Source organism: Micromonospora arborensis (assembly GCF_003205615.1).
In the GTDB taxonomy this organism is placed as follows: Bacteria; Actinomycetota; Actinomycetes; order Mycobacteriales; family Micromonosporaceae; genus Micromonospora; species Micromonospora arborensis.
The window spans coordinates 230,281-252,397 of record NZ_PYBV01000009.1 but is presented as its reverse complement, the minus strand read 5'-3'; the positions used below and the strand labels follow the sequence as shown (position 1 = coordinate 252,397).

The window sequence follows — 22,117 nt, the reverse complement described above, 5'->3', positions numbered from 1 at the left end:
GAGGCGACAGGGACTAACCCTCCGGCCCCCACCAGACCCCGTTGATCATGAGGTTATTGCCACTTCGATCGGCGTGTCGGGGCAATAACCTCATGATCGCCGGGGGCCGGGGGCCGGGGGCCGGGGGCCGGGGGCCGGGGGCCGGGGTGCGGGGGCCGGGTGGGGTCTCGGGGGGCGGGGTTAGTCGGTGGTGGGGCGGGTGGGGCGGCGGGTTGCGCGGGTACGGCGACCGGTGGCCGTCGGATCGTCCACTGCTCCGGGTTCGGCGGGGAGGGCTGGACCGGAGAGGTTCGGTTCGGTACGCGGTGCGGGCACCCGCGGTGCGGCGGTGGCCTCGCCCGGTGGGGAGTCCGCCCTGGTTGTCCGGGGTGCGGATTCGGCCCTGCCGCGCCGGGCCGTGGTGCCGATCGACGAGGCGGAGGTCGACGGCTCGGAGTCGCCGCCGGTGACCGGAACCGGGTTGGCCCGAGCGGTCGGGGTCTGGTCGCCGTCGGTTGTCGGGGTCGAGCCGCCCTGGGTTGCCGGGGGTGGGTCGGTCCGATCTGCCGCAGCCGGGTCGGCCTGAGCTGCTGAGGCAGCCACACTCCGGTCGGCCCGCTCGGCCAGGACGGCGGCCAGCACCGAGCCGCCGATACCGGCGATCACCGCGTACGGGGCGATCAGCTGGGTGGACAGCTGCGCGGGGCCCAGCGTCGACCAGTGCGGCAGAGTGGTCAGGTAGGCGAGCGCGACGAGCACCGGACCAGCGGCGCCGGAGGCCGCCACGCCGACGCGGTGCCCGGCCGACCGGGCTGCCAGCGCGCCGATCAGCAGCGCGGGTACGAGTGCCAACAGCGCACCGGGCCAGTAGAGCTGGTCGGATATCCAGTACCGCGGGTGGTCCGGGTCGAGCTGCCAGGTGCCGAGTTGAGCGCCGGTCAGCCCTCGTCCGACGCGTACCCCGTCGATCACCGAGACCACCGCGAGCAGCCAGAGCCAGGCGGCGGTCGCGGTCACGTTGATCGCGGCGACCCGGGAGCGAAGCGCCCAGATCGCGACGAGCACACCAATCAGGATGCCGAGCGTCGCCTGCACCGCGGCCGTCCGTTGTGGTGCTCCGGTGTCGGCGCCGGTCGCGACCCGTGCGGGGACGGCGATCAGCAGCACGGTGACCAGCCCGCCGAGCCCGGCGCCGAGCGCAAGGGCCACCCGCCGCAGCAGGCCGCCACGGTCATGGGGTGCTGAGTGCGTGCCCGTCGCCTCGGTGCCGGTGGTGTGCGCGCCTTGACTCGGCTGCTCCGGCGAGGTCGCGGAGTCAGGACCCTCGTCGACCTGCGGCTCGGCCGGCGCTGATGCGTTGCGTTGGTGTAGCCGCTGTGCGCAGACCGCCCCGAGGACCGTCGAACTGGCGGCGAGCCAGGTGGCCCAGGCGAGGCCGTCGGCCCAGGCTGTATCGGTGGCCCCGGCATCGGTGGGCGTCCACGTGATGACGCCCAGCCCGTAGCCGAAGCCCAGTTGTGCGGCGCCCGCGCCGGCAGCGACCCCGATCGCGGTCGCGATCGACACTCCCCAGCCCTGTCTGGCCATGCCGGGCAGCGTAACGTCCCGTCGTCGGTGCGGCGAGTCGCAACCGACCCGCCGGTATGAACCGCCGGCGCAGCGGATTGGGCGACGGGCGGTACGGTCGCCGGTGATGAGGCGGTGGGCGGTATGACGGACACGAACACGGGCCAGCAGGAGGCCGCTGGTGGCCGGGCGGGCGGCGGTCCGGGGCGGGCCAGCGTACTGCTGGGTGGTGGGTTGGCCGCTGTGCTGCTCGCCGCGATCGGTGCGACCGGTGGCTGGCTGCTGGCCGGCGATGGTGACAACCCCTCGGGGGATCCGCTGGCGGCCGCGACCACGGCTGGTCCGCCAACCGGCCGGGCCACCGCGCCCCGGCCGAGCACCGGCCGGAGTACGCCATCCGCCGTGCGGACCTCTGCCCCCGGGACCAAGGGGGCCGGCCTGACCGTGCCCCCGGTGGTCGGCGCCGACTTCATGGAGGCCCGGGACATGCTGCGCAAGCATCGGCTGGGTTGGCAGTTGGTCTTCGGCAGCGGCTCGGGTCGTATGGTCGAGAGCGCCTCACCGGAGGTGGGTGCCGCGGTCGCCCGGGGTACGACTGTGCAACTGTACGTGGCTGGGCCGGCACCGACCGCCGAGGTGCCGGACGTGGTCGGGAAGGACTGTGCCAAAGCCGTCGACGATCTGATCGACGAGGGCCTGTACCCGCGTTACATCAGCGGCCGCAGCGGAAAGGTCGCCAAGCAGGAGCCGGCCGAGGACGGCCCTGCCCGTTGGAACGACGAGGTCAGCATCTGGTGTGGTTCGGGCCCGCCGGAGCAGCCGACCACGAGACCCACTCCCTGACCTCCGGCTCGCGGGCCATCCTCGTGACGACCCCGGCCCCCACCAGCCGCAGATCGGAGCAGCGCGTCCGGCGCGGCTCGGCACGCTGATCCCCACCGATGGCGGTGCGGGCGGCTAGGTTGACGGTCGAGGGCCATGACGCCCGTCCGGTTCGGGAAAGGACGTGCGATGAGCGACGACCGCCAGGAGCCGCCCGCCGGCGAGCACGACGAGACCATGCCGATCGATCGTTCCGCCGCCACTCAGCCGGGCCCGCCGGTCGACCCGACGGTGCGGATACCGGAGGAGCCGCCGGCCTCGCCGTCGTGGTCCGGGCGGGCCGAGGTCCGACCGCCGCGGTCGGCCGAACCCGCCGGGGAGTGGTACGTCGAGGAGCAGGGCGGCCGGCGATGGTGGCTGCCGATCCTCTGGGGTGTTCTCGCGCTGCTGCTTGTCGCCCTGCTCGGAGGGGCGCTCTGGTTGGTGCTCTCCACGCAGGATGACGACCGGGACGAGCCGGGTTCCACCCCGTCACTCCCGCCGACCAGTGCCACCAGCGCCGCACCGACCAGCGCATCCCCCAGCTCGGCCGGGCCGACCAGTGAGTCGCCAAGCACCCCGGCGGCCACCAGCGAGCCGGCCGGAGTGCCGGTACCACCGCTCGCCGGCCTGCCGCAGGCCACCGCCGAGGGGTTGCTGGACCGGCTCGGCATTGCCTTCCGGGTGGTGTACCGCCCGTCGGAGTTGCCACCGGGGACTGTGGTGGGCACCGAGCCCGGAACGGGCACGCCGGTGTCGACCGACGACGAGGTGGTATTGATCATTTCGCAGGCTCGCCCCTCGACCGGGGTGAGCCCGACCGTGCCGAGCCCGACGCCGTCGAGTACGCCGTGACACCGGCGGTCACCACCTGCGGCGGCGGGTGCCGACCAGGCCGAGGCCGGCCAGCGAGATAGCGAGTCCGAAGATTCCGGACCAGAACAGGGAGCGGCGGACGTCCGTCGCGGGGTGCCCGGCCGGAGCTGCTTCGGTGAGTTCCTGACGGCCATCGGACTGGCCGCCGGCGCCACGGCCGGCCACCGGCCCGCTCGGGTCGGTGACACCGGCGTGGCTGCTCGGGTCGTCGACGCCGAGCCAGTCGGGTTCTTCGCGTACCGAGGGACCGTCGTCCGTCGGTGGGTCGGCGTCGACCACGGTGATCTCCGGTGCGGGCACCGGTGTGGCCAGCCGGGTGGACGACATCGCCGGGTCGTGGACGAGGACCAGGAGTGTGGCCATGGCCCCGAGGAGGGCGAGCAGTCCAAATGCGTAGGCGATACGGGAGCGGTGGTGCCGCCGCAGGGCGGGCTGATTGACCATGACCATCCCAGGGTCAGGGTCCTGGACGCGCGGGTGGAACGGTGCCGGGGTGGGCGTACCGATTCTATGGCGACGGCACGCCCACCGGCGGCGGATCGGGTCGGTCAGCCGACCCGGAGCGGGGTACGGGTCACCGGTCGCCGGGCCCGTACGGTGTGCGGGCGGGGCTCGGGGGCTGCCTGCAGTTGCTGCAGCCCGTCCCGCTGAACGAAGATCGACCGTCGATTGACCGCGTCGCCCGCGGCGTTCAACTCGTAGCCGTCGAGCCAGAGCCAGCCGTCATAGGTAGGCCAGTCGAGCACCCGGATGACCCGGAACTTGATGGGTCTGAGGAACTGGACACTCGCCGCGCGCGTCACGTGCAGTACGTCACCGGTGCGGGGAAGCACATGGGCTCCTGGGGAGGGTTGGCCGGCAGTTGCGCCGGCGGTGCCTGAACGGGGGAACGTCTCGGCCGGTGACGGGGTCGTGCCTCGTGAACCGGTGGTGCGGATGGTGGTGGTCGGGCCGTACCCCGCTGGTGACGTGCCGCCACCCGACCACCACCCGGCTGCTTCCGGGAACCGCGCCCGCCGCCGCAGCTTGCCGGCTTGCAGCGGCGAGGTCATTACCCCGGAGCAGGTCTCGGTGTCGTCGGCCGGGCCCGCGTCGTGCCCGGCTTCCCCGGCTCGGTGGGGTCACCACTCCGAGGGACCAGACGGAGACGCTGAGTAATCCGTGCCATACGGACAGAGTGCATCAGGGACGTGCTTCATGCAAGTTGCACGTCGACTTTTGCCGATACGCGAACGTGTCGCGCGAAAGGCCTATTGAAGCCCTCCACGTACGGACGGCACACTGAGGGCCGGTTTCGCCCGTCGCGGCCGGCCGAGGACCGGCACCACCCCCTTCGTCGCGAACGCTCGCCGGTCGACGGTCGCGCCCCCGGCGGGTGTCACCCAGTGGCGCGTCGACCGGAGGTAGCCCGAGTGGGGTCGAGCAACCAGCGGCGGGGACCAGTGATGCACGGGTTGCGCGATGAGTGAGCGGCGCAGTCCCACCATCAGACGGCGGCGGCTCGGAGCCGAGCTGCGCCGCCAGCGGGAGTCCGCCGGGATCACCATAGAAGTGGTCGCCGAGCAGCTCGAGTGCTCGGCGTCGAAGGTCTCCCGGATCGAGACCGGGCACACCACGGCCACCCCTCGCGACGTGCGGGACATGCTGCGGATCTACGGCGTGGTCGGTGCCGAGAGCGACGAGCTCGTGCAGATCGCCCGGGAGGCCCGACAGAAGGGCTGGTGGCATCCGTACAGCACGGTGCTCGTCGGCGCGTACGTCGGGCTGGAGGCGGCTGCGAGTTCGATCCGGGCGTACGAACAGCAGGTCGTGCCAGGCCTCTTGGAGACCGAGGAGTACGCCGGGGCGATGATCCGCGCCGCTCGTCCGGACTTCACCGCCGATCAGGTGCACCAAAGGGTGCGTGTCCGTCTGGGCCGTCAGTCGTTGTTGACCCAGGACGATCCGGTCGATCTGTGGGTGGTACTTGATGAGGCGGTGGTACGTCGGCCGGTAGGCGGGGACGAGGTGATGCGTGGCCAACTCAAGCGGTTGGTCGAGGTGGCCGAGTTGCCGAACGTGACGCTGCAGATCCTGCCCTTCGAGGTAGGTGCACACGCTGGCATGGACGGCACTTTCACGATCCTCAGCTTCCCTGAACCCGGTGATCCGGATGTTGTGTACGCGGAGAACGCCACGGGTGGGCTCTTCCTCGAGAAGAGCGACGAACTGCAGAAGTACAGCTTCATCTTTGATCACATCCGCGCTGCGGCCATACGTCCTGAGGAGTCCGTCGCACACATCGCAAAACTGGCAGAGGAGCCGTTGTGGAAATGGCGACCAAAAGGTTCCCCGTGGACCTGACGCAGGCAGCATGGTTCAAGAGCTCGAAGAGCGGGCCGAACTGTGACAACTGTGTCGAGGTGGCGTACGTGACGGGGGCGGTCGGAGTGCGGGACTCGAAGGACAAGGCGGGCCCAGCCCTGGTCTTCGCGCCGGGTGACTGGCACGCCTTCGTCGGCGGCACCCGAGGCGGTGCGTTCGGCGCGGTCTGACCGAGTGGTCAACTGAGGTCCCCGTCCGGGTCAGACCGGACGGGGACCTTGCCGTGTCCGGGGAGGGCCGGGCGGGCGTCCGCGTCGCGACGGCGGTCGGCGAGGTTCCGCCGGGATTCCCGTCGCCACAGCGGGCTCGTCTCGTTGAACTGGTCGGTGCGGCGCAGGTCGACGACCCGGCGTACCGATCGGCAACCGAGCGAGGTAGGCGAGACGGATGACGACGATCGGGTCAGACAATCTCACCAACGGTCCGGGCAAACCGGAGCGGTTCGGTGGCAAGTACCGCGGAGCGCGTCGGGACACCGTGCTGACCGAGGTGGTTTCGACCGACCAGGACATGAATGGGCGGGACACGTCCGCCTCCGAGTCGGCGGACCTTCCGCTCTCGCTGCCTTCGCTGGACCCGAACCCGCTGGTCGAGCCGTCGTTTCCGCCGACCGGTTGGCCGCTGGAGTCCAGCGGTGCGCTGGCCGACCATCCGTTGTTGCGCGGCCTGCTGATGGAGTTGCCACCGAGGGGCAGCGTGCCACCGCCGGGCTGGCTGGACCGCTGGTTCGAGGCGACCAGGGCGATCCTTGAGTTGCTATACGTGCAGGGGGCCGGCCGTCCGCGCTGATCGCGGAGCGTCGGGCTGGGCCCGCTCGGTGAACCGGCTGTGTCGTAGCGCGTGTCGGACACCGATGGCGAGCACCGTGAGCGCGCCGACGGTGATCGCCGGCCCGGTGACACCGGGGTCGGCTCCGAGGTCGGTGCCGGCCGCCGCGATCAACGCCGGCACCGTCGCCAGGGCGGTCACCTGCAGTGGCAAGCCGACGAGCGGGTGGGCCGCGGCGGCGCGCAGCCCGTGTGGCGCGGGCGTGGCCGGGGCACTGGCGAACGCGCCCGCCCCGGCCCGCAGCCGGCGGATCCGCCGTAGCGAGCAGACCGCCGTCACGAGCGCCGGGCCGGCGGCCAGGGTGAGCCCGGCGGCGGCACGGTCGACAGGCGCGGTGCCGGCACTGAGCAGACCGCCGCCGAGCACGGTCGTGGTGAGCACCACACCGGTGAGGGCCAGCACCAGCAACCATCCGGTACGCCGGCGCAGCACGCGAGTGTTGTGCAGCCGGGGAAGCCCGTCGGCGACGAGGCCGGCGGCCAGCCAGACGGCGGCAATCGGAAGCAGGATGGTGAGCTGACTCTCCATGTTCGAGAGTCTTTCCCGAATCGCGGCGAGGCGAATCGGGGCCGGTCCCTTGTTCGCCCCCGACGTCAGCCCGTAGGGGGCATCCCACGGAGAGTATGGACGTTTCGACATGTCCAACCCCCCGGTCACTGATTTACCCTCAGCTAGATCGGCAATAGTCGATTGATGTTGGGGCCGGTGGACACGTTCCGCCGCCGGTCAGAGGAGGTAGGAGATGGGTCTTCCACGAAGGTCCGTACTGGTCGGGGTGGCCATGGCGACCGTGCTGGCCGTCGGCACCCCGGCCCTGGCCGCCGAACCCGCCGGTGCGGTCAGGGCCGCCGGTGGCGCCACCGCCGTGCCGGACAGCTACATCGTCGTCCTCAAGGACAGCGCGGTGGCCCGGGACCGGGTCGGCGACACCGCGAGGCGGCTCTCCGGCCGCCACGGCGGCAAGGTGGCCCGCACGTACAGCGCGGCGTTGCGCGGTTTCGAGGTCACGGTGAGCGCGGGCGCGGCCGCGCGGATCGCCGCCGACCCGGCGGTGGCGTACGTCGAGCAGAACCACACCGTGTCCATCTACGGGACGCAGACCAACCCGCCCTCCTGGGGTCTGGACCGGATCGACCAGCGGAACCTGCCTCTGAACAGCTCGTACACCTACCCGAACACGGCGTCCAACGTCCGCGCCTACGTCATCGACACCGGCGTGCTGTACGGGCACAACGACTTCGGCGGCCGGGCCGTCTCGGGATACGACGCGGTGGACGGCGGCTCCGCCGACGACTGCAACGGCCACGGCACGCACGTGGCGGGCACGGTCGGCGGCTCGGCGTACGGTGTAGCCAAGGGCGTCCAGATCGTCGGCGTCCGGGTGCTCAACTGCCAGGGCAGCGGCACCAACGCGCAGGTGGTGGCCGGCATCGACTGGGTGACCGCGAACGCGGTCAAGCCGGCGGTGGCGAACATGAGCCTCGGTGGTGGCGCCAACAGTTCGATCGACACCGCCGTCAGCAACTCGATCAACTCCGGTATCACGTACGCGGTCGCCGCCGGCAACGGCGACGCCTTCGGCGTTCGGCAGAACGCCTGCAACTACTCCCCGGCGCGAGTCGCCTCCGCGATCACCGTGGGTGCGACGCAGAACAACGACGCTGCCGCGAGCTTCTCCAACTACGGCACCTGCGTGGACATCCTGGCCCCGGGCGTCAACATCACCTCGGCCTGGTACACCAGCAGCAGCGCGACGAACACCATCAGCGGCACCTCGATGGCATCGCCGCACGTCGCCGGCGCGGCGGCGCTGGCGCTGTCGGCGAATCCGTCCTGGAGCCCGCAGCAGGTGCGGGACTACCTGGTCAACAACGCCACCCCGAACGTGGTGACCAACGTCGGCACCGGCACCCCGAACCAGCTCCTCTACGTCGTGAACGGCACCCCGCCGGCCAACGACTTCTCGGTGTCGGTGTCGCCGACCTCCGGCTCCACCGCACCCGGTGGCTCGGTGACGGCCACCGTCGGCACGGCCACCACCGCCGGCTCGGCCCAGTCGGTCAGCCTCTCCGCCAGCGGCCTGCCGGCCGGGGCGACCGCGTCGTTCAGCCCGTCGACGGTGACCTCCGGGGGCTCGTCGACCCTCACCATCGCCACCTCGGCGAGCACCCCCGCCGGCAGCTACCCGATCACGATCACCGGCAGTGGCGCGGCGGGCACCCGCACGGCCACCTACACGTTGACCGTGACCGGTTCGGGTGGCGGCGGATGCTCCGGCAGCAACGGCACCGACGTGTCGATCCCGGACGCCGGCGCCGCGGTGACCAGCTCGATCACCATCGCTGGCTGCAACCGCAACGCCTCGTCGAGCTCGACGATCGCGGTGAACATCGTGCACACCTACCGTGGTGACCTGGTCATCGACCTGCTCGCCCCGGATGGCAGCGCGTACCGGCTGAAGAACAGCAGCAGCTTGGACAGCGCCGACAACGTCAACACCACGTACACGGCCAACCTCTCCAGTGAGGCGGCGAACGGCACCTGGCGACTTCAGGTGCGCGACGTGTACGGCGCCGACACCGGCTACATCAACACCTGGACCCTGACCGTCTGACCGGTCTCCGATGACCGAGGCCCCACCCGGGCGAACCGGGTGGGGCCTCGGGTCGTACGGACCGGGATCAGACCGAGAAGGTGGCTGGCCGCTCGGTGGCCGGCGCCGGCGGGCGGGCCTTCCACAGGCCGACCTTCTGGGCGGCGAGCCGGCTCAGGTAGGCCGGGTTGAGGATGACGTAGCGGCGCCAGAGCCTCTTCGGCTCCAGGCCGAGACGCCAGAACCACTCCAGCCCGGCGCGCTGCATCCACGGTGGGGGCTGGCGCAGCAGCCCGGCGTGGTAGTCGAAGGCCGCGCCGACCGCCATCAGCGGCATGTCCAGCAGCGGTCGCATGGCGTACGTGAAGACTTCCTGGCGCGGGCAGCCGAGCCCGACCAGGACCAGCCGGGCACCACTGGACCGGATCCGGTCGGCGATCTCGGCGTCCTCACCCGGCTGGACGGCACGAAACTTGGACGGTTCCGCCCCGGCGATCTTCAGCGCGGGGAACATCCGCTCCAGTGCCGGGATCAACCTGGCGAGGGTTTCCTCGGTCGACCCGTACAGGTAGACGGGCAGCCCTTCGTCGGCGAAGCGCGACAGCACGTGCAGGGTCAGCGTCGGCCCGTAGACCCGGTCGGTGAGCCCGGCGTGGTGCAGCAGGTTGAGCGCCCAGCGCACCGGCTGCCCGTCCGGCGTGACCACGTCGAAGGAGTTGAGCCGCGCATTGTGCGCCGGGTCCAACACTCCGGTCATCACGCCGTGCACGGCCAACGCGGTAAGCGCGAGCGGGCGCCGCTCGTGTGCCGCGGTCACCACCGCATCGGTGGCCGTCGCGTAGTCGGTGGCGTCGACCAGGACGCCGAGCACGTTGCGCTTGGTCCGCGAGGTCATGCGCTGGGCACCCATTTGTCGACGTTGGCCTCGTAGATCTCCTGCAAGATCATCGGCACGTCGTATGTGATCTTCCAGTCCGGGTACTGCGCTTCGAACCGGGCCATGCTGCTGACGTACCACTGGTGGTCGCCGGTGCGGTTCTGCTCGACGTAGTTGATCCGCGCCTCGCGGCCGGTGATCTCCTCCGCGATCCGGAACGCCTCGATGTGGGAGGTGTTGGAGTGCCGACCGCCACCGAGGTTGTAGACCTCGCCGGAACGTGGGGCCCGGAAGAACGCCTCGAACGCGGTCAGCACGTCGCGCGAGTGGATCGCGTCCCGGACCATCTTGCCCTTGTAGCCGAACAGGTTGTATGTCCGGCCCTCCATCACGCAGCGCATCAGGTAGGCCAGGAACCCGTGCAGTTCGGCCGCCGAGTGCGCCGGACCGGTCAGCGTGCCGCCTCGGAAGCAGGCGGTCTTCATGTCGAAGTAGCGCCCGTACTCCTGGACCATCACGTCCGCCGCGACCTTGGAGGCGCCGAAGACCGAGTGCAGCGAGTGGTCGATCGACATCTCTTCGGTGATGCCCTCGTACCAACGGTGGTCCTCGGGCAGCTCGTACCGTGTCTCCAGCTCGATCAGCGGCAGGCCGTTGGGCCGATCACCGTAGACCTTGTTCGTCGAGCAGTGGATGAACGGCGCGTCGATCGCGTGCCGACGGGTGTTCTCCAGGATGTTGAGCGTGCCGCCGGCGTTCACGTCGAAGTCCGTGTACGGCTCCTTGGCTGCCCAGTCGTGGCTCGGCTGGGCAGCGCTGTGGATCACCACGGCGATGTCCGAGCCGTACTTCTTGAACACCTGCTCCAGGCCGTCCCGGTCCCGGATGTCCACCGCGAAATGGGTGTACGCGTTGCCCAGGTCGCGCCCGAGCCGCTCAAGGCTCCAGGATGTGGAGCCGTCCTCGCCGAAAAAATACCGGCGCATGTCGTTGTCGATGCCGACGACGTCCAGACCGAGGCCGGCGAAGTGCCGGACCGCCTCGGAGCCGATCAGGCCACCCGACCCTGTCACCAACGCGACACTCACACGCCACTCCCGGTCCATCGGAGGCAGAATCCATCGCAGCATAGCGTGACGCCCGGCACGTCCCGATATGACGGAAGGGCCCCGCGTAGTGCGGAGCCCTCGTCGGTGGTGGGGATGGGGGGAGTTGAACCCCCACGCCCTTTCGGGCACACGGACCTGAACCGTGCGCGTCTGCCATTCCGCCACATCCCCGTGGCACGACCCGGAACACTGTAGCCGCCCCGGCCCGCTGTCTCCAGCGGCCCCGGGAATACTACGCTGTCCCAGACGCTCGCCTCGAACGATTACCGTTCGTGGCGGACGAAAGATTAGCACGACAGTCCCGGCCCTTCCGAACGGGTCGAGAGCAGGCGGCCGAGCGGCGTGTGAGCTGCGCGCGCGCCGGCCGGATACCATCATGTCCTCGGGACCCGAGGAGGAGCCGGTGAGCGTGCTGCAACGCTTCGAGAAGCGTCTGGAAGGCCTGGTCGAAGGGGCCTTCGCCAAGGTCTTCAAAGGGGTGGTCCACCCCGTGGAGATCCTCAACGCCATGCAGCGGGAGGCCGAGGCGCACAAGGCGATCCTGGCCGGTGGGCGCACGTTGGTGCCCAACCGCTACGTGATCGATCTCTCGCCGTTCGACCACAGTCGGCTGGCGCCGTACGCCGCCGCGCTGGCCCAGGAGTTGGCCCAGTCGCAGGCGGAGTTCATCGGCGAGCAGGCGTGGACGGTCTACGGCGACGTGATCGTCGAGATCGAGCGAGGCGAGGGCCTGGACACGGGCATGTTCCGTGTCACGGCCGAGGTCTACACCGGTGGCGAGGTCGCCCCGGTGTCGGCACCCGGCTACGACGCCGGCCCGCCCGCCTACCCCGCGTACGACCAGGGCGGTGGCTACGGCCCGCCGCCAGGGCACGGTGGCGGTCGCAACGTGCGGCTGGTCTCCGGCGACGGTCGCACCTACCCTCTCCAGATGGGGTCGACGGTGATCGGTCGCGGCGACCAGGCCAACCTGCGCCTGCCCGACGTCGGCATCTCCCGGCGACACGCCCGGCTGGATTTCGACGGGGGGCAGGTCGTGCTGACCGACCTGGGGTCGACCAACGGCACCATGGTCAACGGGCAGCGGGTCTCCGCCGTCGCACTCAACCCCGGCGACATGGTTCAGCTCGGCACCACGACGCTGACCTTCCGCGTGGACGGCTGAGCCGCCTTGCCGGAACTGGTCATCACCGTTGCCCGGTTCGGGTTCCTGATCCTGCTGTGGATCTTCGTGTTCACGGTGGTCGGCGTGATCCGTCGGGACCTCTTCGCGGGCGCCCGGTCCGGTCGCCTGGTGGCCGCCCCACGCGCGGTGGGCGCCTCGACGGGGCAGGCGGCGAAGCCGGCGAAGGTGAAGCGGGGTAGGGCGGCACACCAGATGGTGGTGACAGCCGGTCAGCTGGCCGGCACCCGAATCACTCTCGGTGAAGCGCAGATCACCATTGGTCGGGCTGAGGACTCCACCCTGGTCATCACCGACGACTACGCCTCCGCGCGACACGCCCGGCTCGTGCCGCGCGACGGGCAGTGGTACGTCGAGGACCTCGGCTCGACTAACGGCACGTACCTAGATCGCGCTAAGGTCACCGGACCAACCCCCGTCCCCCTCGGCGTGCCGATCCGGATCGGCCGCACTTCCCTCGAATTACGGCCATGACTCTGACCCTGCGCTATGCGGCCCACAGCGACCGCGGTCTGATCCGAGACGGCAATCAAGACTCCGTCTACGCCGGGCCGCGGCTACTCGCCGTTGCCGACGGCATGGGCGGCATGGCCGCCGGTGACGTCGCCAGCAACATCGTCATCGGTGCCATGGCGCCGCTCGACGAGGACGTCCCGGGGGACGCCCTCGTCGATGCGTTGCGTTCGGCCGTGGGCACCGCCAACCAACAACTCCGCGACACGGTGGACGCCAACCCGCAGTTGGAGGGGATGGGCACCACGCTGACGGCGACCCTCTTCACCGGCAGCAAGCTGGGGATGGTCCACATCGGCGACTCGCGGGCCTATCTGCTGCGCAACGGCGAGTTCGCGCAGATCACCAAGGACGACACGTACGTCCAGATGCTCGTCGACGAAGGCCGGATCAGCGCCGAGGAGGCGAGCAGCCACCCACAGCGGTCACTGCTCACCCGAGCCCTGGACGGCCGGGACATCGACCCGGAGTACTCGGTGCGTCAGGTGTTGCCCGGCGACCGGTACCTGATCTGCAGCGACGGCCTGTCGGGTGTGGTCAGCGCCGAAACCATCGGCGAGACCCTGCGGGAGTACACCGACCCGCAGCAGTGCGTCGAGCGGCTGGTGCAGCTCGCGCTGCGCGGCGGCGGACCGGACAACATCACGGTGATCATCGCCGATGCCACGGATCAGGACATCGTGGAGGCCAGCCCCATCGTCGGCGGTGCCGCCGCGCGGGACCGAGGCATGGCGACCTCCGCCGACAACTCGACTCCGGCCGCCCGGGCCTCGGCGCTCGCCGCGCCGCGCCCGGCCGCGCCCGAGGAGCCGGCGGCCGCGGACGACGAACCGGACCGGCCGAAGCGCCGCCCGGTGCGGACCGCCGCCATGGCGGCGGCGCTGCTGGTGATCGTCGGCGGAGGTGGCTTCGCGGGCTGGACGTACACCCAGCGGCAGTACTACGTGGGAGCCACCGAGGAGGGGCAGGTCGCCGTCTTCCGTGGCGTCCAGGGTGAGATCGCCGGCATGGACCTCTCCACCGTGCACCGCCGCAGCGGCACCCGACTGGACGACCTCACGGTCGCCGCGCAGGACACCGTCAAGGTCGGCATCAGGGCCAAGAGTGAGCCGGACGCCGAGCGTCAGCTCGCCGAGCTGACCAGCGACAGCCCGAGCAACCCCAACCTGAAGCCGCTCTGCCCGCTCGACCCGACGGCCGCGGTGGGTGGCACCCCCACGCCCACCCCCACGCCGACCGATACGACGCCGACCCCGATCGGCAGCCCGAGCCCCAACGTGTCGGCGACCCCCACCGGGGTTGTCAGCGCGAGCCCGACCGGCGCTGCCAGCGCCGCTGTCGGTGCGACCGGCCTGACCACCACACCCGACGTCACGCCCTCCGACTCGGCCCCGCCGGCGCTCGACCCTGCCGGTTGCCGGTCTCCTGAGTGAGCGTCGGCTGAGATCCCGAGGACTCCACCCGTGACCGTAGCGGCCACACCGGCACCCTCGCCCGCGACCGCGGGCGAGCAGTCCGGCGTACGCCTGGCGCGGTCGCGCCGCAACGCCGAACTGTCCCTGCTGCTGCTCGCCATGGCGTTGGTGGCCGCGTACGGGGCGACCGTCGAGGCGAACCTGCTGGACACGGTCACCCCGGACTTCTGGATGCCCGCCGCCGCGCTCGGGGTGGTCTTCCTCGGTCTGCACCTGGTCATCCGGTTCCTGGCCCCGTTCGCCGACCCGGCCCTGCTGCCGGCGGTGGCCCTGCTCAACGGGCTCGGCGTGGGCTTCCTCCGCCGGATCGACCTGGGCGGCGCCCCGGTCGCCGACCGGGAGGGCCTGGCCACCTTCGCGGGGCAGGGCGGGCGTCAGTTGGCCTGGACGCTCGGTGCGGTGATCCTCGCCGCCGGCCTGCTCGCCATCATGCGTGACCACCGGTCGATCTCGCGGTACGCGTACACCCTGGGGTTGGCCGGCATCGTGCTGGTGATGCTGCCGGCGGTGCTGCCGTCGAAAATCTCCGAGCGAAACGGCGCCAAGCTGTGGATCCAGTTCGGTGAGAGCTTCTCCATCCAGCCGGGTGAGTTCGCCAAGTTGGCGCTGCTGGTCTTCTTCGCCTACTACCTGGTCCGCAAGCGCGAGGTGCTGTCGCTGGCCAGCCGGCGATTCCTCGGCATCGACTTCCCGCGCGGCCGCGACCTCGGCCCGGTGGTCGGGGTCTGGCTGATCAGCGTCCTGGTGCTGGTCTTCGAGAAGGACCTGGGCACCTCGCTGCTCTACTTCGGCATGTTCGTGGTGACGCTCTACATCGCCACGGAACGGGTCAGTTGGCTGCTGATCGGCCTGGCGCTCTTCTTCGGTGGCGCGTACCTCGCCTACGTCCTCGGCGAGACGGTCGGCGGCCCGTTCGCCAACTTCTACCTGCGCGCCGAGATCTGGCTCGACCCGTTCGCCGATCCGACCGACAAGGGCTTCCAGTTGGTGCAGGGGCTGCTCGCGCTCGGCACCGGCGGCCTCTTCGGTGCCGGGCCGGGCGGCGGCCAGCCCGGGATCCTGCCCGAGGTGCAGAACGACTTCATCTTCGCCGGCATCGGTGAGGAGCTCGGCCTCTTCGGGCTCTCCGCGCTGCTCGTCGTCTACCTGCTGATCGTGGAGCGGGGGCTGCGCGCCGCGCTCGCGGTGCGGGACTCGTTCGGCAAGCTGCTCGCCGGTGGTCTCGCGTTCACCCTCGGTCTGCAGGTCTTCGTGATCGTCGGCGGGATCAGCAAGCTCATCCCGCTGACCGGTCAGACCACCCCGTTCCTGTCGGCCGGTGGTTCGTCACTGATGGCGAACTGGCTGCTCATCGCGGTGTTGCTGCGGGTCTCCGACGGCGCCCACCGGCCGGTCACCGGGGCCGGTGGCAAGGCTCCCCGGCCCTCCGCCGGCCCGCCCGAGCAGCTGCATGGTGCTCCCACGGAGGTGATCAAGCCGTGAACGCACCCCTGCGTCGGGTCGGCGTCGTCGTCATGGTCCTGTTCGGCCTGCTCTTCGCGAACCTCAACTGGATCCAGGCCTACAAGGCCGACGAATACCGCACCAGCGACTACAACGGCCGGGTCCAGGTTGCCGACTACAAGCGCAAGCGCGGCAACATCGAGGCTGGCGGCACGGCAGTGGCCACCAGCAAGGAGACCACCGGCACGCTGAAGTTCCTGCGCACCTACCCGGGCGGCGCCGAGTACGCCCACGTGCTCGGCTACAAGCCGGTCAACCTGGCCGACCAGGGCATCGAGCGGGTGGAAGACGACTTCCTGGCCGGCACCAGCGACCAGTTGATCGGCGACCGGCTGAAGGACATGTTCACCGGTGACGACAGCGGTGGTGGCAACGTGCTGCTCACGCTCTCCAAGAAGGCTCAGGACGCGGCGTACAACCAGCTCCGCAACAACCAGGTGGGGGCGAAGAAGGGCGCGGCGATCGCCATCGACCCGCGTACCGGCGCGGTGCAGGCGCTGGTCTCCATGCCCAGCTTCGACCCGAACCCGCTGGCCAGCCACACCACCAGCGAGGCCGCTGCGGCGTTCAACAAGTTGGAACAGGACCCGGACGGTCCGCTGAAGAACCGCGCGCTCTCCGAGACGCTCCCCCCGGGCTCCACCTTCAAGATCGTGGTGGCTGCGGCAGCCCTGGAGAACGGCATCACCAAGACGACCCAGATCCCGGCCGGCCCCAGTTGGACCCCGCCCACCTCGGGCAGCCCGATTCGCAACGCCGAGGCGTCGATCTGCCCGGAGCCGAAGGTCACCCTGCTGGCAGCGGTCACCGAGTCGTGCAACACCGGCTTCGCCCAGCTCGGCGTGCAGCTCGGCGCCAACGCCATCAAGGAGAAGGCCCGACAGTTCGGCTTCGAGCAGGAGGACCTGACCGTCGGCGAACTCGGTGAGGACGGCCTGCCCACGGCGGCCAGCCGCACCGGCACCATCCAGAACGCCGACGGCGGGGACGACCCGGCCGCGCTCGCCCAGTCCTCGATCGGGCAGCGCGACGTTCGGATGACCCCGCTGGAAGGCGCCATGATCGCCGCCTCGGTCGCCAACAACGGCAGCCAGATGCGGCCGTACCTGGTGCGGCAGTTGCTCGCCCCGGACCGGACCACCAGCTACCACACCGCCAAGGCACGGGAGCTGCGCCAGCCGGTCAGCCCTCAGGTCGCCTCCGACCTGCGCGACATGATGGTCAGCGTGGTCCAGAACGGCACCGGCAAGAAGGCCGCGATCAACGGCTACAAGGTCGGCGGCAAGACCGGCACCGCGCAGTCCGCTCCGGACCGGCCCGACCACGGCTGGTTCATCGGCTTCGCGCTCGACAAGAACGGCACTCCGATCTCCGCCGTCTGCGTGATGCTCGAACAGGCCGGCCCCGGCGGCAGTGCCGAGGCAGCCCGGATCGCCGGCCAGATCATGCGGGCCGCGATCGCCGACCCCGGGGGTCGCTGACATGCTCAGCCCCGGTGTCCAGCTCGGCAACCGCTACCGCCTCGACGAGCGGATCGCCAGCGGCGGCATGGGCGACGTCTGGCGCGGCACCGACCAGGTGCTCGGCCGGACGGTCGCGGTGAAGAGCCTGCTCCCCGCGCTGCTCGACGACCCGGACTTCGCCGAGCGGTTCCGCGGCGAGGCCCGCACCATGGCCACCATCAACCACCCCGGCGTGGTCGACGTCTACGACTTCGGCAACGACCAGCAGATCGCGTTCCTGGTCATGGAGTACGTCGAGGGCGACGCCCTGTCGTCCACGCTGAGTCGGGTCGGCCGGCTCACCCCGGCCCGGACGATGGCCCTCGTCGCGCAGGCCGCGGACGCGCTGCACGCCGCCCACGAGAAGGGCATCGTGCACCGCGACGTGAAGCCGGGCAACCTGTTGGTCCGGCCGAACGGCACGCTGGTGCTGACCGACTTCGGCATCGCCCGCTCCGACCTGGTCGGCCAGCTCACCGCCGCCGGCTCGGTGCTCGGCACCGCCTCGTACATCTCGCCCGAGCAGGCCACCGGCGGCGTGGCCACCCCCGCGTCCGATGTCTACGCGCTGGGCGTGGTCGCCTACCAGTGTCTCGCCGGGCGACGCCCGTTCGAGGGCGACAACCCGCTCGACATCGCGATGCGGCACGTCCGGGAGACTCCCCGGCCGCTGCCCGCCGACATCCCCCCGCAGGTGCGCGCGGTCGTGGAACGGGCGTTGGCCAAGGACCCGGCCGCCCGGTGGCCGAGCGCCGCCGCGCTCGCCGGGGTTGCCCGCCAGCTCAAGGCCGCGCTCTCCCAGCAGGCCAGGGCCGCTGGCAACTCCGGGCCCGTCTCGGCGGCGCCGGCATCGCCTGCGGCACCCGGCCGGGCCCAGGTGCCGCAGGCGCACCAACTGCGCCCGCCAGGTGCCCGCCCGCCAGCCGCCGGGGTGCGGCCGACTGCGATCGCGCCGGCCCAGCAGCCGCGCCCCACCGCCGTCGCGCCGGCCGTTCCGCCCGCCCGGCCGCCCGCCGCACCGAACGGATACCCGCGCGGTGCCGCAGCGGTGCCGTCGGCACCGCCCCGGCAGCAGCAACCTGCGGCGTACGCCCGGCCGGCGGGCCCGTCGGCGCCGTCACCCGAGCCCTCCCGGTCCCGGCCCGGAATGGTGCTTCTCGCCATCCTGCTGGCCGTGCTGGTCCTGCTCTGCTCCGGCGTGATTTCCTACAACCTGCGGAAGCAGTCGCAGGCCGGTGAACCCGCCGGGTTGACTCCTCGCGCCGTGACGTCCGGCGCGCTACGACTCGACGGACGCGACGATCCGACCCGGACGTCGTACCGTCGGGAGATACGACTCCAGCCGGGCGACGGCGGGACGACGACGAGCGAAGGACGACAGACGCGATGACAGCGCAGGCCCGCCTGCTCGGTGGCAGGTACCAGGTCGGCGAGCTGCTCGGCTACGGCGGCATGGCCGAGGTGCACCGCGGTCGCGATCTCCGGCTCGGTCGGGACGTCGCGATCAAGATGCTCCGTACCGACCTGGCTCGGGATGCGACGTTCCAGATGCGGTTCCGTCGGGAGGCGCAGAACGCCGCCTCGCTCAACCACCCGGCGATCGTGGCGGTCTACGACACCGGTGAGGAAACCGCACCGACCGGCGAAACGCTGCCGTTCATCGTGATGGAGTTCGTCAACGGGCGGACGTTGAAGGAGGTCCTCGGCGCCGAGGGTCGGCTGCAGCCGCGCCGGGCGTTGGAGATCTGCGCCGACATGTGCGCCGCCCTGGAGTTCAGCCACCGGCACGGCATCATCCACCGGGACATCAAGCCCGGCAACGTGATGCTCACCCAGACCGGCCAGGTCAAGGTGATGGACTTCGGCATCGCCCGGGCGCTGGCCAGCGGCGCGACCACCATGACGCAGACCAGCGCGGTGATCGGTACCGCACAGTACCTCTCTCCGGAGCAGGCGCGCGGCGAGGCCGTCGACGCCCGCTCCGACGTGTACGCGGCCGGCTGCGTGCTCTTCGAGCTGGTCTGCGGGCACCCGCCGTTCGTCGGGGACAGCCCGGTCAGCGTCGCCTACCAGCACGTCCGGGAGACGCCGCCGACGCCGAGCGACATCAACCCGGACGTCACTCCGGCCGTCGACGCGATCGTCTTGAAGGCGCTGTCGAAGAACCCGCTCAACCGCTACCAGAGCGCTGGCGAGATGCGTGCCGACCTGCTCCGCGCTGCCGCCGGCCGGCCCGTGTTGGCCACCCCGGTGATGCGCGAGGCGGAGACGGTGGCGATGGCACCGGCCTCCGGCCGGGGTGGCTACCCGGCTTCCGCCGCTGGGCCGCAGACCGGGCAGATGGCCCGGGTGGGCGATCCGCGCCAGCGCAAGGCGTCCTCGTGGTTGATCGCGACGTTCAGCGCGGTCGGCGTGCTGGCGGTGATCGCCCTGGTAGCGGCCCTGCTCTGGAGCCAACAGCAGGGCAAGGCCGACAAGCAGGTGCCCTCTCTCGTCGGCAAGAGCCAGGCCGTCGCGGTCGCCGAGATCCGCAACGCCGGGCTCTCCCCGAAGGTGGGTGACCCGGTGCTGGCAAGCGACTGCACCAAGGGCAACGTCGTCAACCAGGATCCGGCACCAGCCAGCCGACTGAAGCAGAGCGAAGCGGTCACCATTCAGGTCTGTGGCGGCGTTCCCGAGGTGCGCGTTCCGGCCGGGCTCAAGGGCAGCAAGCGGGAGAGCGCCATCGCCCGGCTCACCGAGGCGAAGCTCAAGTACGACATCAAGACGGTGGACGACGAGGCCAGCCAGGACGAGGTTCTCAAAGTCGACCCGCCCGAGGGCGAGAGCGTCCCGGTAAACACGAAGATCACGCTCACCGTCTCGAACGGCAAGGTCCGTGAGGTGCCGGACGTCGTGGGGCTGAGCCAGGAGGAGGCCACCCGGGTCCTCCGGAACGACGACTTCACGGTCGTCGTGCAGAACGGGCCGGAGGTGCCCGCCGCCGAGGCGGGAAAGGTCACCGACCAGAGCCCGAACGGCAGGGAGAAGAAGCCGACCGGCACGAGGGTGACCATCAAGGTGAGTCAGCCGGAGCCGGAGACCCCCCCGACGCCGACGAGCACACCGACGGCTACACCGACGACCACACCGACCACTCCCGGCAACGGGGGCGGTATCGGTCTGCCGTTCCCACCCCCGCCGAGCCGGCCGCAGGATTAGGCCACCTGCGGGCATCGGCATGACCGAGGAGCCCCCGGTCGGGGCGGTCCGGCGGTGGCCCCGACGTCTCCGCCGGCTGGCCGTCGCGGGCCTCGTTGTGCTGGTGCTCGCCAGTTCCCCGTGGCTGTGGACGACGCTCTCCGCACGCGGCCACGTGTACGAAGCCGCCGACGTGCCGACCGCCGACGTGGCGATCGTGCTCGGCACCGAGGTGGCAGCCGATCGGCAGCGGCCGGGTGACCGTCTCGCCGGCCGCCTGGACACCGCCGCGGAGCTGGTGGCCAGCGGTCGGGCCACTGTCGTCCTGGTGTCGGGCGACGGCGGTGGCGCGTCCGGCGACGAGCCGACGGTGATGACGGCGTACCTCGCCGAGCGCGGTGTCGACGCGCGCCGGGTGGTGGCCGACCCGTTCGGCCTGGACACGTACGACAGTTGCGCCCGCGCGCGTGAGGTGTACGGCGTCGAGCGGGCCCTGATCGTGACCCAGTCCTACCACTTGTCCCGAGCGGTGACGTTGTGCCGGCATCTCGGCCTCGACGTCGACGGGGTCACCGCACGCTGCGATGGTTGCGGGCCCGTCCTGCTCGCCGAGAAGTCCGTGCGGGACTACTTCGCCAGTGGCAAAGCGGCGTGGGACGCGGTCCGGGGCCGCGCGCCGGCGGTTCGCTCGCCCGCGGATCCGGCGGTCCAGGACGCGCTGCGGGGCTGACCCGGCGGTATGCGGTCCCGGCGTGGTGACCGAGCGGCGGGGCCTCAGGTGGTGGCGAAGGCGGCCCGGCGACGGGCATCGACCTCGGCGGCGAGCGCGGGTGCGCGGTCCAGCGCCTCCCGATGACCGCAACTGGCCAACCAGTTGGCCAGCATCAGGTGGCCGCCCTCGGTGAGCACCGACTCCGGATGGAACTGGACGCCCTCGATGGGCAGGGTCCGGTGCCGCATCGCCATCACCACGCCGGAGCCGGTCCAGCCGGTGACCTCCAGCTCGTCCGGGAGCGTCTCGGGCAGCACGGCGAGCGAGTGGTACCGGGTGGCGGTGAACGGGTCGGGCAGGCCGGCGAGCACGCCCACAGCGTTGTGTCGTACCTCGGAGGTCTTGCCGTGCAGCAGCTCGGGGGCGCGCGTCACGGTCGCCCCGAACGCCTCACCGATCGCCTGGTGGCCGAGGCAGACGCCGAAGATCGGCAGCTCACCCGCGTACTGTCGGATGACGTCCAGACAGATGCCGGCCCGGTCGGGGCTGCCCGGCCCGGGTGAGAGCAGGATGCCGGTGGCGCCCACCTTGCCCACCTCGGCGATGTCGACCTCGTCGTTGCGGCGGACCTCGCAGTCCACGCCGAGTTGGCCAAGATATTGCACGAGGTTGAAGACGAACGAGTCGTAGTTGTCGATCACCAGGACGCGCATGGTCACCTGCTCGGGGAGGACGGCGCGGGGTTGTTCTGGTCGGTGTCGTACGGCAGCTCGTGGTCATCGCCCGCCGGGGTGTCCCCGGTCACCGGGCCGCCGTCGCCCGGCTCCGCGGGGACGCCGGACTCGACCTGCACGTCGTCGAAGGGCAGCAGTGGCTCGGCCCACGGGAAGGCGACATACCAGAGCAGGGCCACCGTGGCGGCCACCAGCAGCACCGAGCCGATCAGTTTTCCGGCCAGGCCGAACGGCAGCTTGCGCCAGATGAAGGCGTACATCG

The 22,117-nt window shown here is 71.0% G+C and carries 22 protein-coding genes and 1 tRNA gene; 14 read left to right on the top strand and 9 right to left on the bottom strand.

Translation table 11 applies throughout. From position 1 onward, the window contains the following. Positions 1 to 180: 180 nt before the first annotated feature. Positions 181 to 1,566 (bottom strand): hypothetical protein, encoded by a 1,386-nt coding sequence (locus tag C7C45_RS07605; protein ID WP_110562914.1) that lies wholly within the window; start codon positions 1,564 to 1,566, stop codon positions 181 to 183. A gap of 123 nt (positions 1,567 to 1,689) precedes the next feature. On the opposite strand from C7C45_RS07605, the gene C7C45_RS07600 reads away from it, so the two are divergent. Together C7C45_RS07600 and C7C45_RS07595 are read left to right on the top strand one after the other, a co-directional pair. Next, positions 1,690 to 2,388 (top strand): PASTA domain-containing protein, encoded by a 699-nt coding sequence (locus C7C45_RS07600; RefSeq protein WP_110562913.1) that lies wholly within the window; start codon positions 1,690 to 1,692, stop codon positions 2,386 to 2,388. 168 nt (positions 2,389 to 2,556) lie between these two features. Beyond that, positions 2,557 to 3,261, top strand: coding sequence for a PASTA domain-containing protein (locus C7C45_RS07595; protein ID WP_110562912.1), 705 nt, complete (start codon positions 2,557 to 2,559; stop codon positions 3,259 to 3,261). A 9-nt stretch (positions 3,262 to 3,270) separates the two neighbouring features. Here the strand turns inward: C7C45_RS07595 and C7C45_RS07590 are convergent, their stop codons facing one another. Together C7C45_RS07590 and C7C45_RS07585 are read right to left on the bottom strand one after the other, a co-directional pair. Further along, positions 3,271 to 3,732, bottom strand: a complete 462-nt coding sequence (locus C7C45_RS07590) for a hypothetical protein (protein ID WP_110562911.1) — start codon at positions 3,730 to 3,732, stop codon at positions 3,271 to 3,273. A gap of 98 nt (positions 3,733 to 3,830) precedes the next feature. Continuing rightward, on the bottom strand, positions 3,831 to 4,115 hold the full coding sequence (locus tag C7C45_RS07585; RefSeq protein WP_110562946.1) for a hypothetical protein: 285 nt from the start codon (positions 4,113 to 4,115) through the stop codon (positions 3,831 to 3,833). 628 nt (positions 4,116 to 4,743) lie between these two features. On the opposite strand from C7C45_RS07585, the gene C7C45_RS07580 reads away from it, so the two are divergent. From C7C45_RS07580 to C7C45_RS07570, 3 genes are all read left to right on the top strand, one after another. Continuing rightward, positions 4,744 to 5,625: a helix-turn-helix domain-containing protein gene (locus tag C7C45_RS07580; RefSeq protein WP_110562910.1), complete on the top strand. Its 882-nt coding sequence runs from the start codon at positions 4,744 to 4,746 to the stop codon at positions 5,623 to 5,625. Then, complete coding sequence (locus C7C45_RS07575) at positions 5,595 to 5,816, top strand: DUF397 domain-containing protein (protein WP_110562909.1); 222 nt, start codon at positions 5,595 to 5,597, stop codon at positions 5,814 to 5,816. The genes C7C45_RS07580 and C7C45_RS07575 overlap by 31 nt, the downstream gene beginning before the upstream one ends. 217 nt (positions 5,817 to 6,033) lie before the next feature. Next, positions 6,034 to 6,435, top strand: a complete 402-nt coding sequence (locus tag C7C45_RS07570; RefSeq protein WP_110562908.1) for a hypothetical protein — start codon at positions 6,034 to 6,036, stop codon at positions 6,433 to 6,435. Here C7C45_RS07570 and C7C45_RS07565 read toward each other — a convergent pair. Then, positions 6,403 to 7,002, bottom strand: a complete 600-nt coding sequence (locus C7C45_RS07565; protein WP_110562907.1) for a hypothetical protein — start codon at positions 7,000 to 7,002, stop codon at positions 6,403 to 6,405. The two genes, C7C45_RS07570 and C7C45_RS07565, sit on opposite strands and share 33 nt — an antisense overlap. A gap of 214 nt (positions 7,003 to 7,216) precedes the next feature. Between C7C45_RS07565 and C7C45_RS07560 the strand changes: the two genes are divergently transcribed. Beyond that, complete coding sequence (locus C7C45_RS07560; RefSeq protein ID WP_110562906.1) at positions 7,217 to 9,088, top strand: S8 family peptidase; 1,872 nt, start codon at positions 7,217 to 7,219, stop codon at positions 9,086 to 9,088. Between the two features lie 67 nt (positions 9,089 to 9,155). On the opposite strand, the gene C7C45_RS07555 is transcribed toward C7C45_RS07560, so the two are convergent. The 3 genes from C7C45_RS07555 to C7C45_RS07545 all read right to left on the bottom strand — a co-directional run bounded on the left by C7C45_RS07555 (position 9,156) and on the right by C7C45_RS07545 (position 11,224). After that, on the bottom strand, positions 9,156 to 9,977 hold the full coding sequence (locus tag C7C45_RS07555) for a WecB/TagA/CpsF family glycosyltransferase (RefSeq protein ID WP_208641092.1): 822 nt from the start codon (positions 9,975 to 9,977) through the stop codon (positions 9,156 to 9,158). Beyond that, positions 9,959 to 11,074, bottom strand: coding sequence for an NAD-dependent epimerase/dehydratase family protein (locus tag C7C45_RS07550; RefSeq protein WP_208641091.1), 1,116 nt, complete (start codon positions 11,072 to 11,074; stop codon positions 9,959 to 9,961). The genes C7C45_RS07555 and C7C45_RS07550 overlap by 19 nt, the downstream gene beginning before the upstream one ends. A gap of 64 nt (positions 11,075 to 11,138) precedes the next feature. Then, a tRNA-Leu gene (locus C7C45_RS07545) sits at positions 11,139 to 11,224 on the bottom strand. Positions 11,225 to 11,429: 205 nt separating this feature from the next. Here C7C45_RS07545 and C7C45_RS07540 point away from each other — a divergent pair. The 8 genes from C7C45_RS07540 to C7C45_RS07505 are packed head-to-tail and all read left to right on the top strand — an operon-like array spanning position 11,430 to position 21,139. Beyond that, positions 11,430 to 12,218, top strand: a complete 789-nt coding sequence (locus tag C7C45_RS07540; RefSeq protein ID WP_007454122.1) for an FhaA domain-containing protein — start codon at positions 11,430 to 11,432, stop codon at positions 12,216 to 12,218. A 6-nt stretch (positions 12,219 to 12,224) separates the two neighbouring features. Continuing rightward, positions 12,225 to 12,710, top strand: coding sequence for an FHA domain-containing protein FhaB/FipA (locus C7C45_RS07535; protein ID WP_110562905.1), 486 nt, complete (start codon positions 12,225 to 12,227; stop codon positions 12,708 to 12,710). Continuing rightward, complete coding sequence (locus C7C45_RS07530; protein ID WP_110562904.1) at positions 12,707 to 14,182, top strand: PP2C family protein-serine/threonine phosphatase; 1,476 nt, start codon at positions 12,707 to 12,709, stop codon at positions 14,180 to 14,182. Before C7C45_RS07535 ends, C7C45_RS07530 begins: the two co-directional genes overlap by 4 nt. A 30-nt stretch (positions 14,183 to 14,212) precedes the next feature. Then, on the top strand, positions 14,213 to 15,706 hold the full coding sequence (locus tag C7C45_RS07525; protein WP_110562903.1) for an FtsW/RodA/SpoVE family cell cycle protein: 1,494 nt from the start codon (positions 14,213 to 14,215) through the stop codon (positions 15,704 to 15,706). Then, a complete protein-coding gene (locus C7C45_RS07520) occupies positions 15,703 to 17,208 on the top strand; it encodes a peptidoglycan D,D-transpeptidase FtsI family protein (protein ID WP_110562902.1) in 1,506 nt (501 codons plus the stop codon). Before C7C45_RS07525 ends, C7C45_RS07520 begins: the two co-directional genes overlap by 4 nt. Position 17,209: 1 nt before the next feature. Continuing rightward, on the top strand, positions 17,210 to 18,619 hold the full coding sequence (locus C7C45_RS07515) for a serine/threonine-protein kinase (RefSeq protein WP_110562901.1): 1,410 nt from the start codon (positions 17,210 to 17,212) through the stop codon (positions 18,617 to 18,619). Then, on the top strand, positions 18,616 to 20,430 hold the full coding sequence (gene pknB, locus C7C45_RS07510; protein ID WP_110562900.1) for a Stk1 family PASTA domain-containing Ser/Thr kinase: 1,815 nt from the start codon (positions 18,616 to 18,618) through the stop codon (positions 20,428 to 20,430). The genes C7C45_RS07515 and pknB overlap by 4 nt, the downstream gene beginning before the upstream one ends. A gap of 19 nt (positions 20,431 to 20,449) precedes the next feature. Further along, positions 20,450 to 21,139 carry a SanA/YdcF family protein gene (locus C7C45_RS07505; RefSeq protein ID WP_110562899.1) on the top strand — a complete coding sequence of 230 codons (690 nt, stop codon included), beginning with the start codon at positions 20,450 to 20,452 and terminating at the stop codon, positions 21,137 to 21,139. A gap of 44 nt (positions 21,140 to 21,183) precedes the next feature. Here C7C45_RS07505 and C7C45_RS07500 read toward each other — a convergent pair whose 3' ends face one another. Together C7C45_RS07500 and C7C45_RS07495 are read right to left on the bottom strand one after the other, a co-directional pair. Continuing rightward, the gene (locus C7C45_RS07500) at positions 21,184 to 21,834 is read right to left on the bottom strand and encodes an aminodeoxychorismate/anthranilate synthase component II (protein ID WP_110562943.1); all 651 of its coding nucleotides are present in this window, start codon (positions 21,832 to 21,834) and stop codon (positions 21,184 to 21,186) included. A 2-nt stretch (positions 21,835 to 21,836) separates the two neighbouring features. Continuing rightward, on the bottom strand, positions 21,837 to 22,115 hold the full coding sequence (locus C7C45_RS07495) for a hypothetical protein (RefSeq protein ID WP_110562898.1): 279 nt from the start codon (positions 22,113 to 22,115) through the stop codon (positions 21,837 to 21,839). Between the last annotated feature and the right edge of the window lie 2 nt (positions 22,116 to 22,117).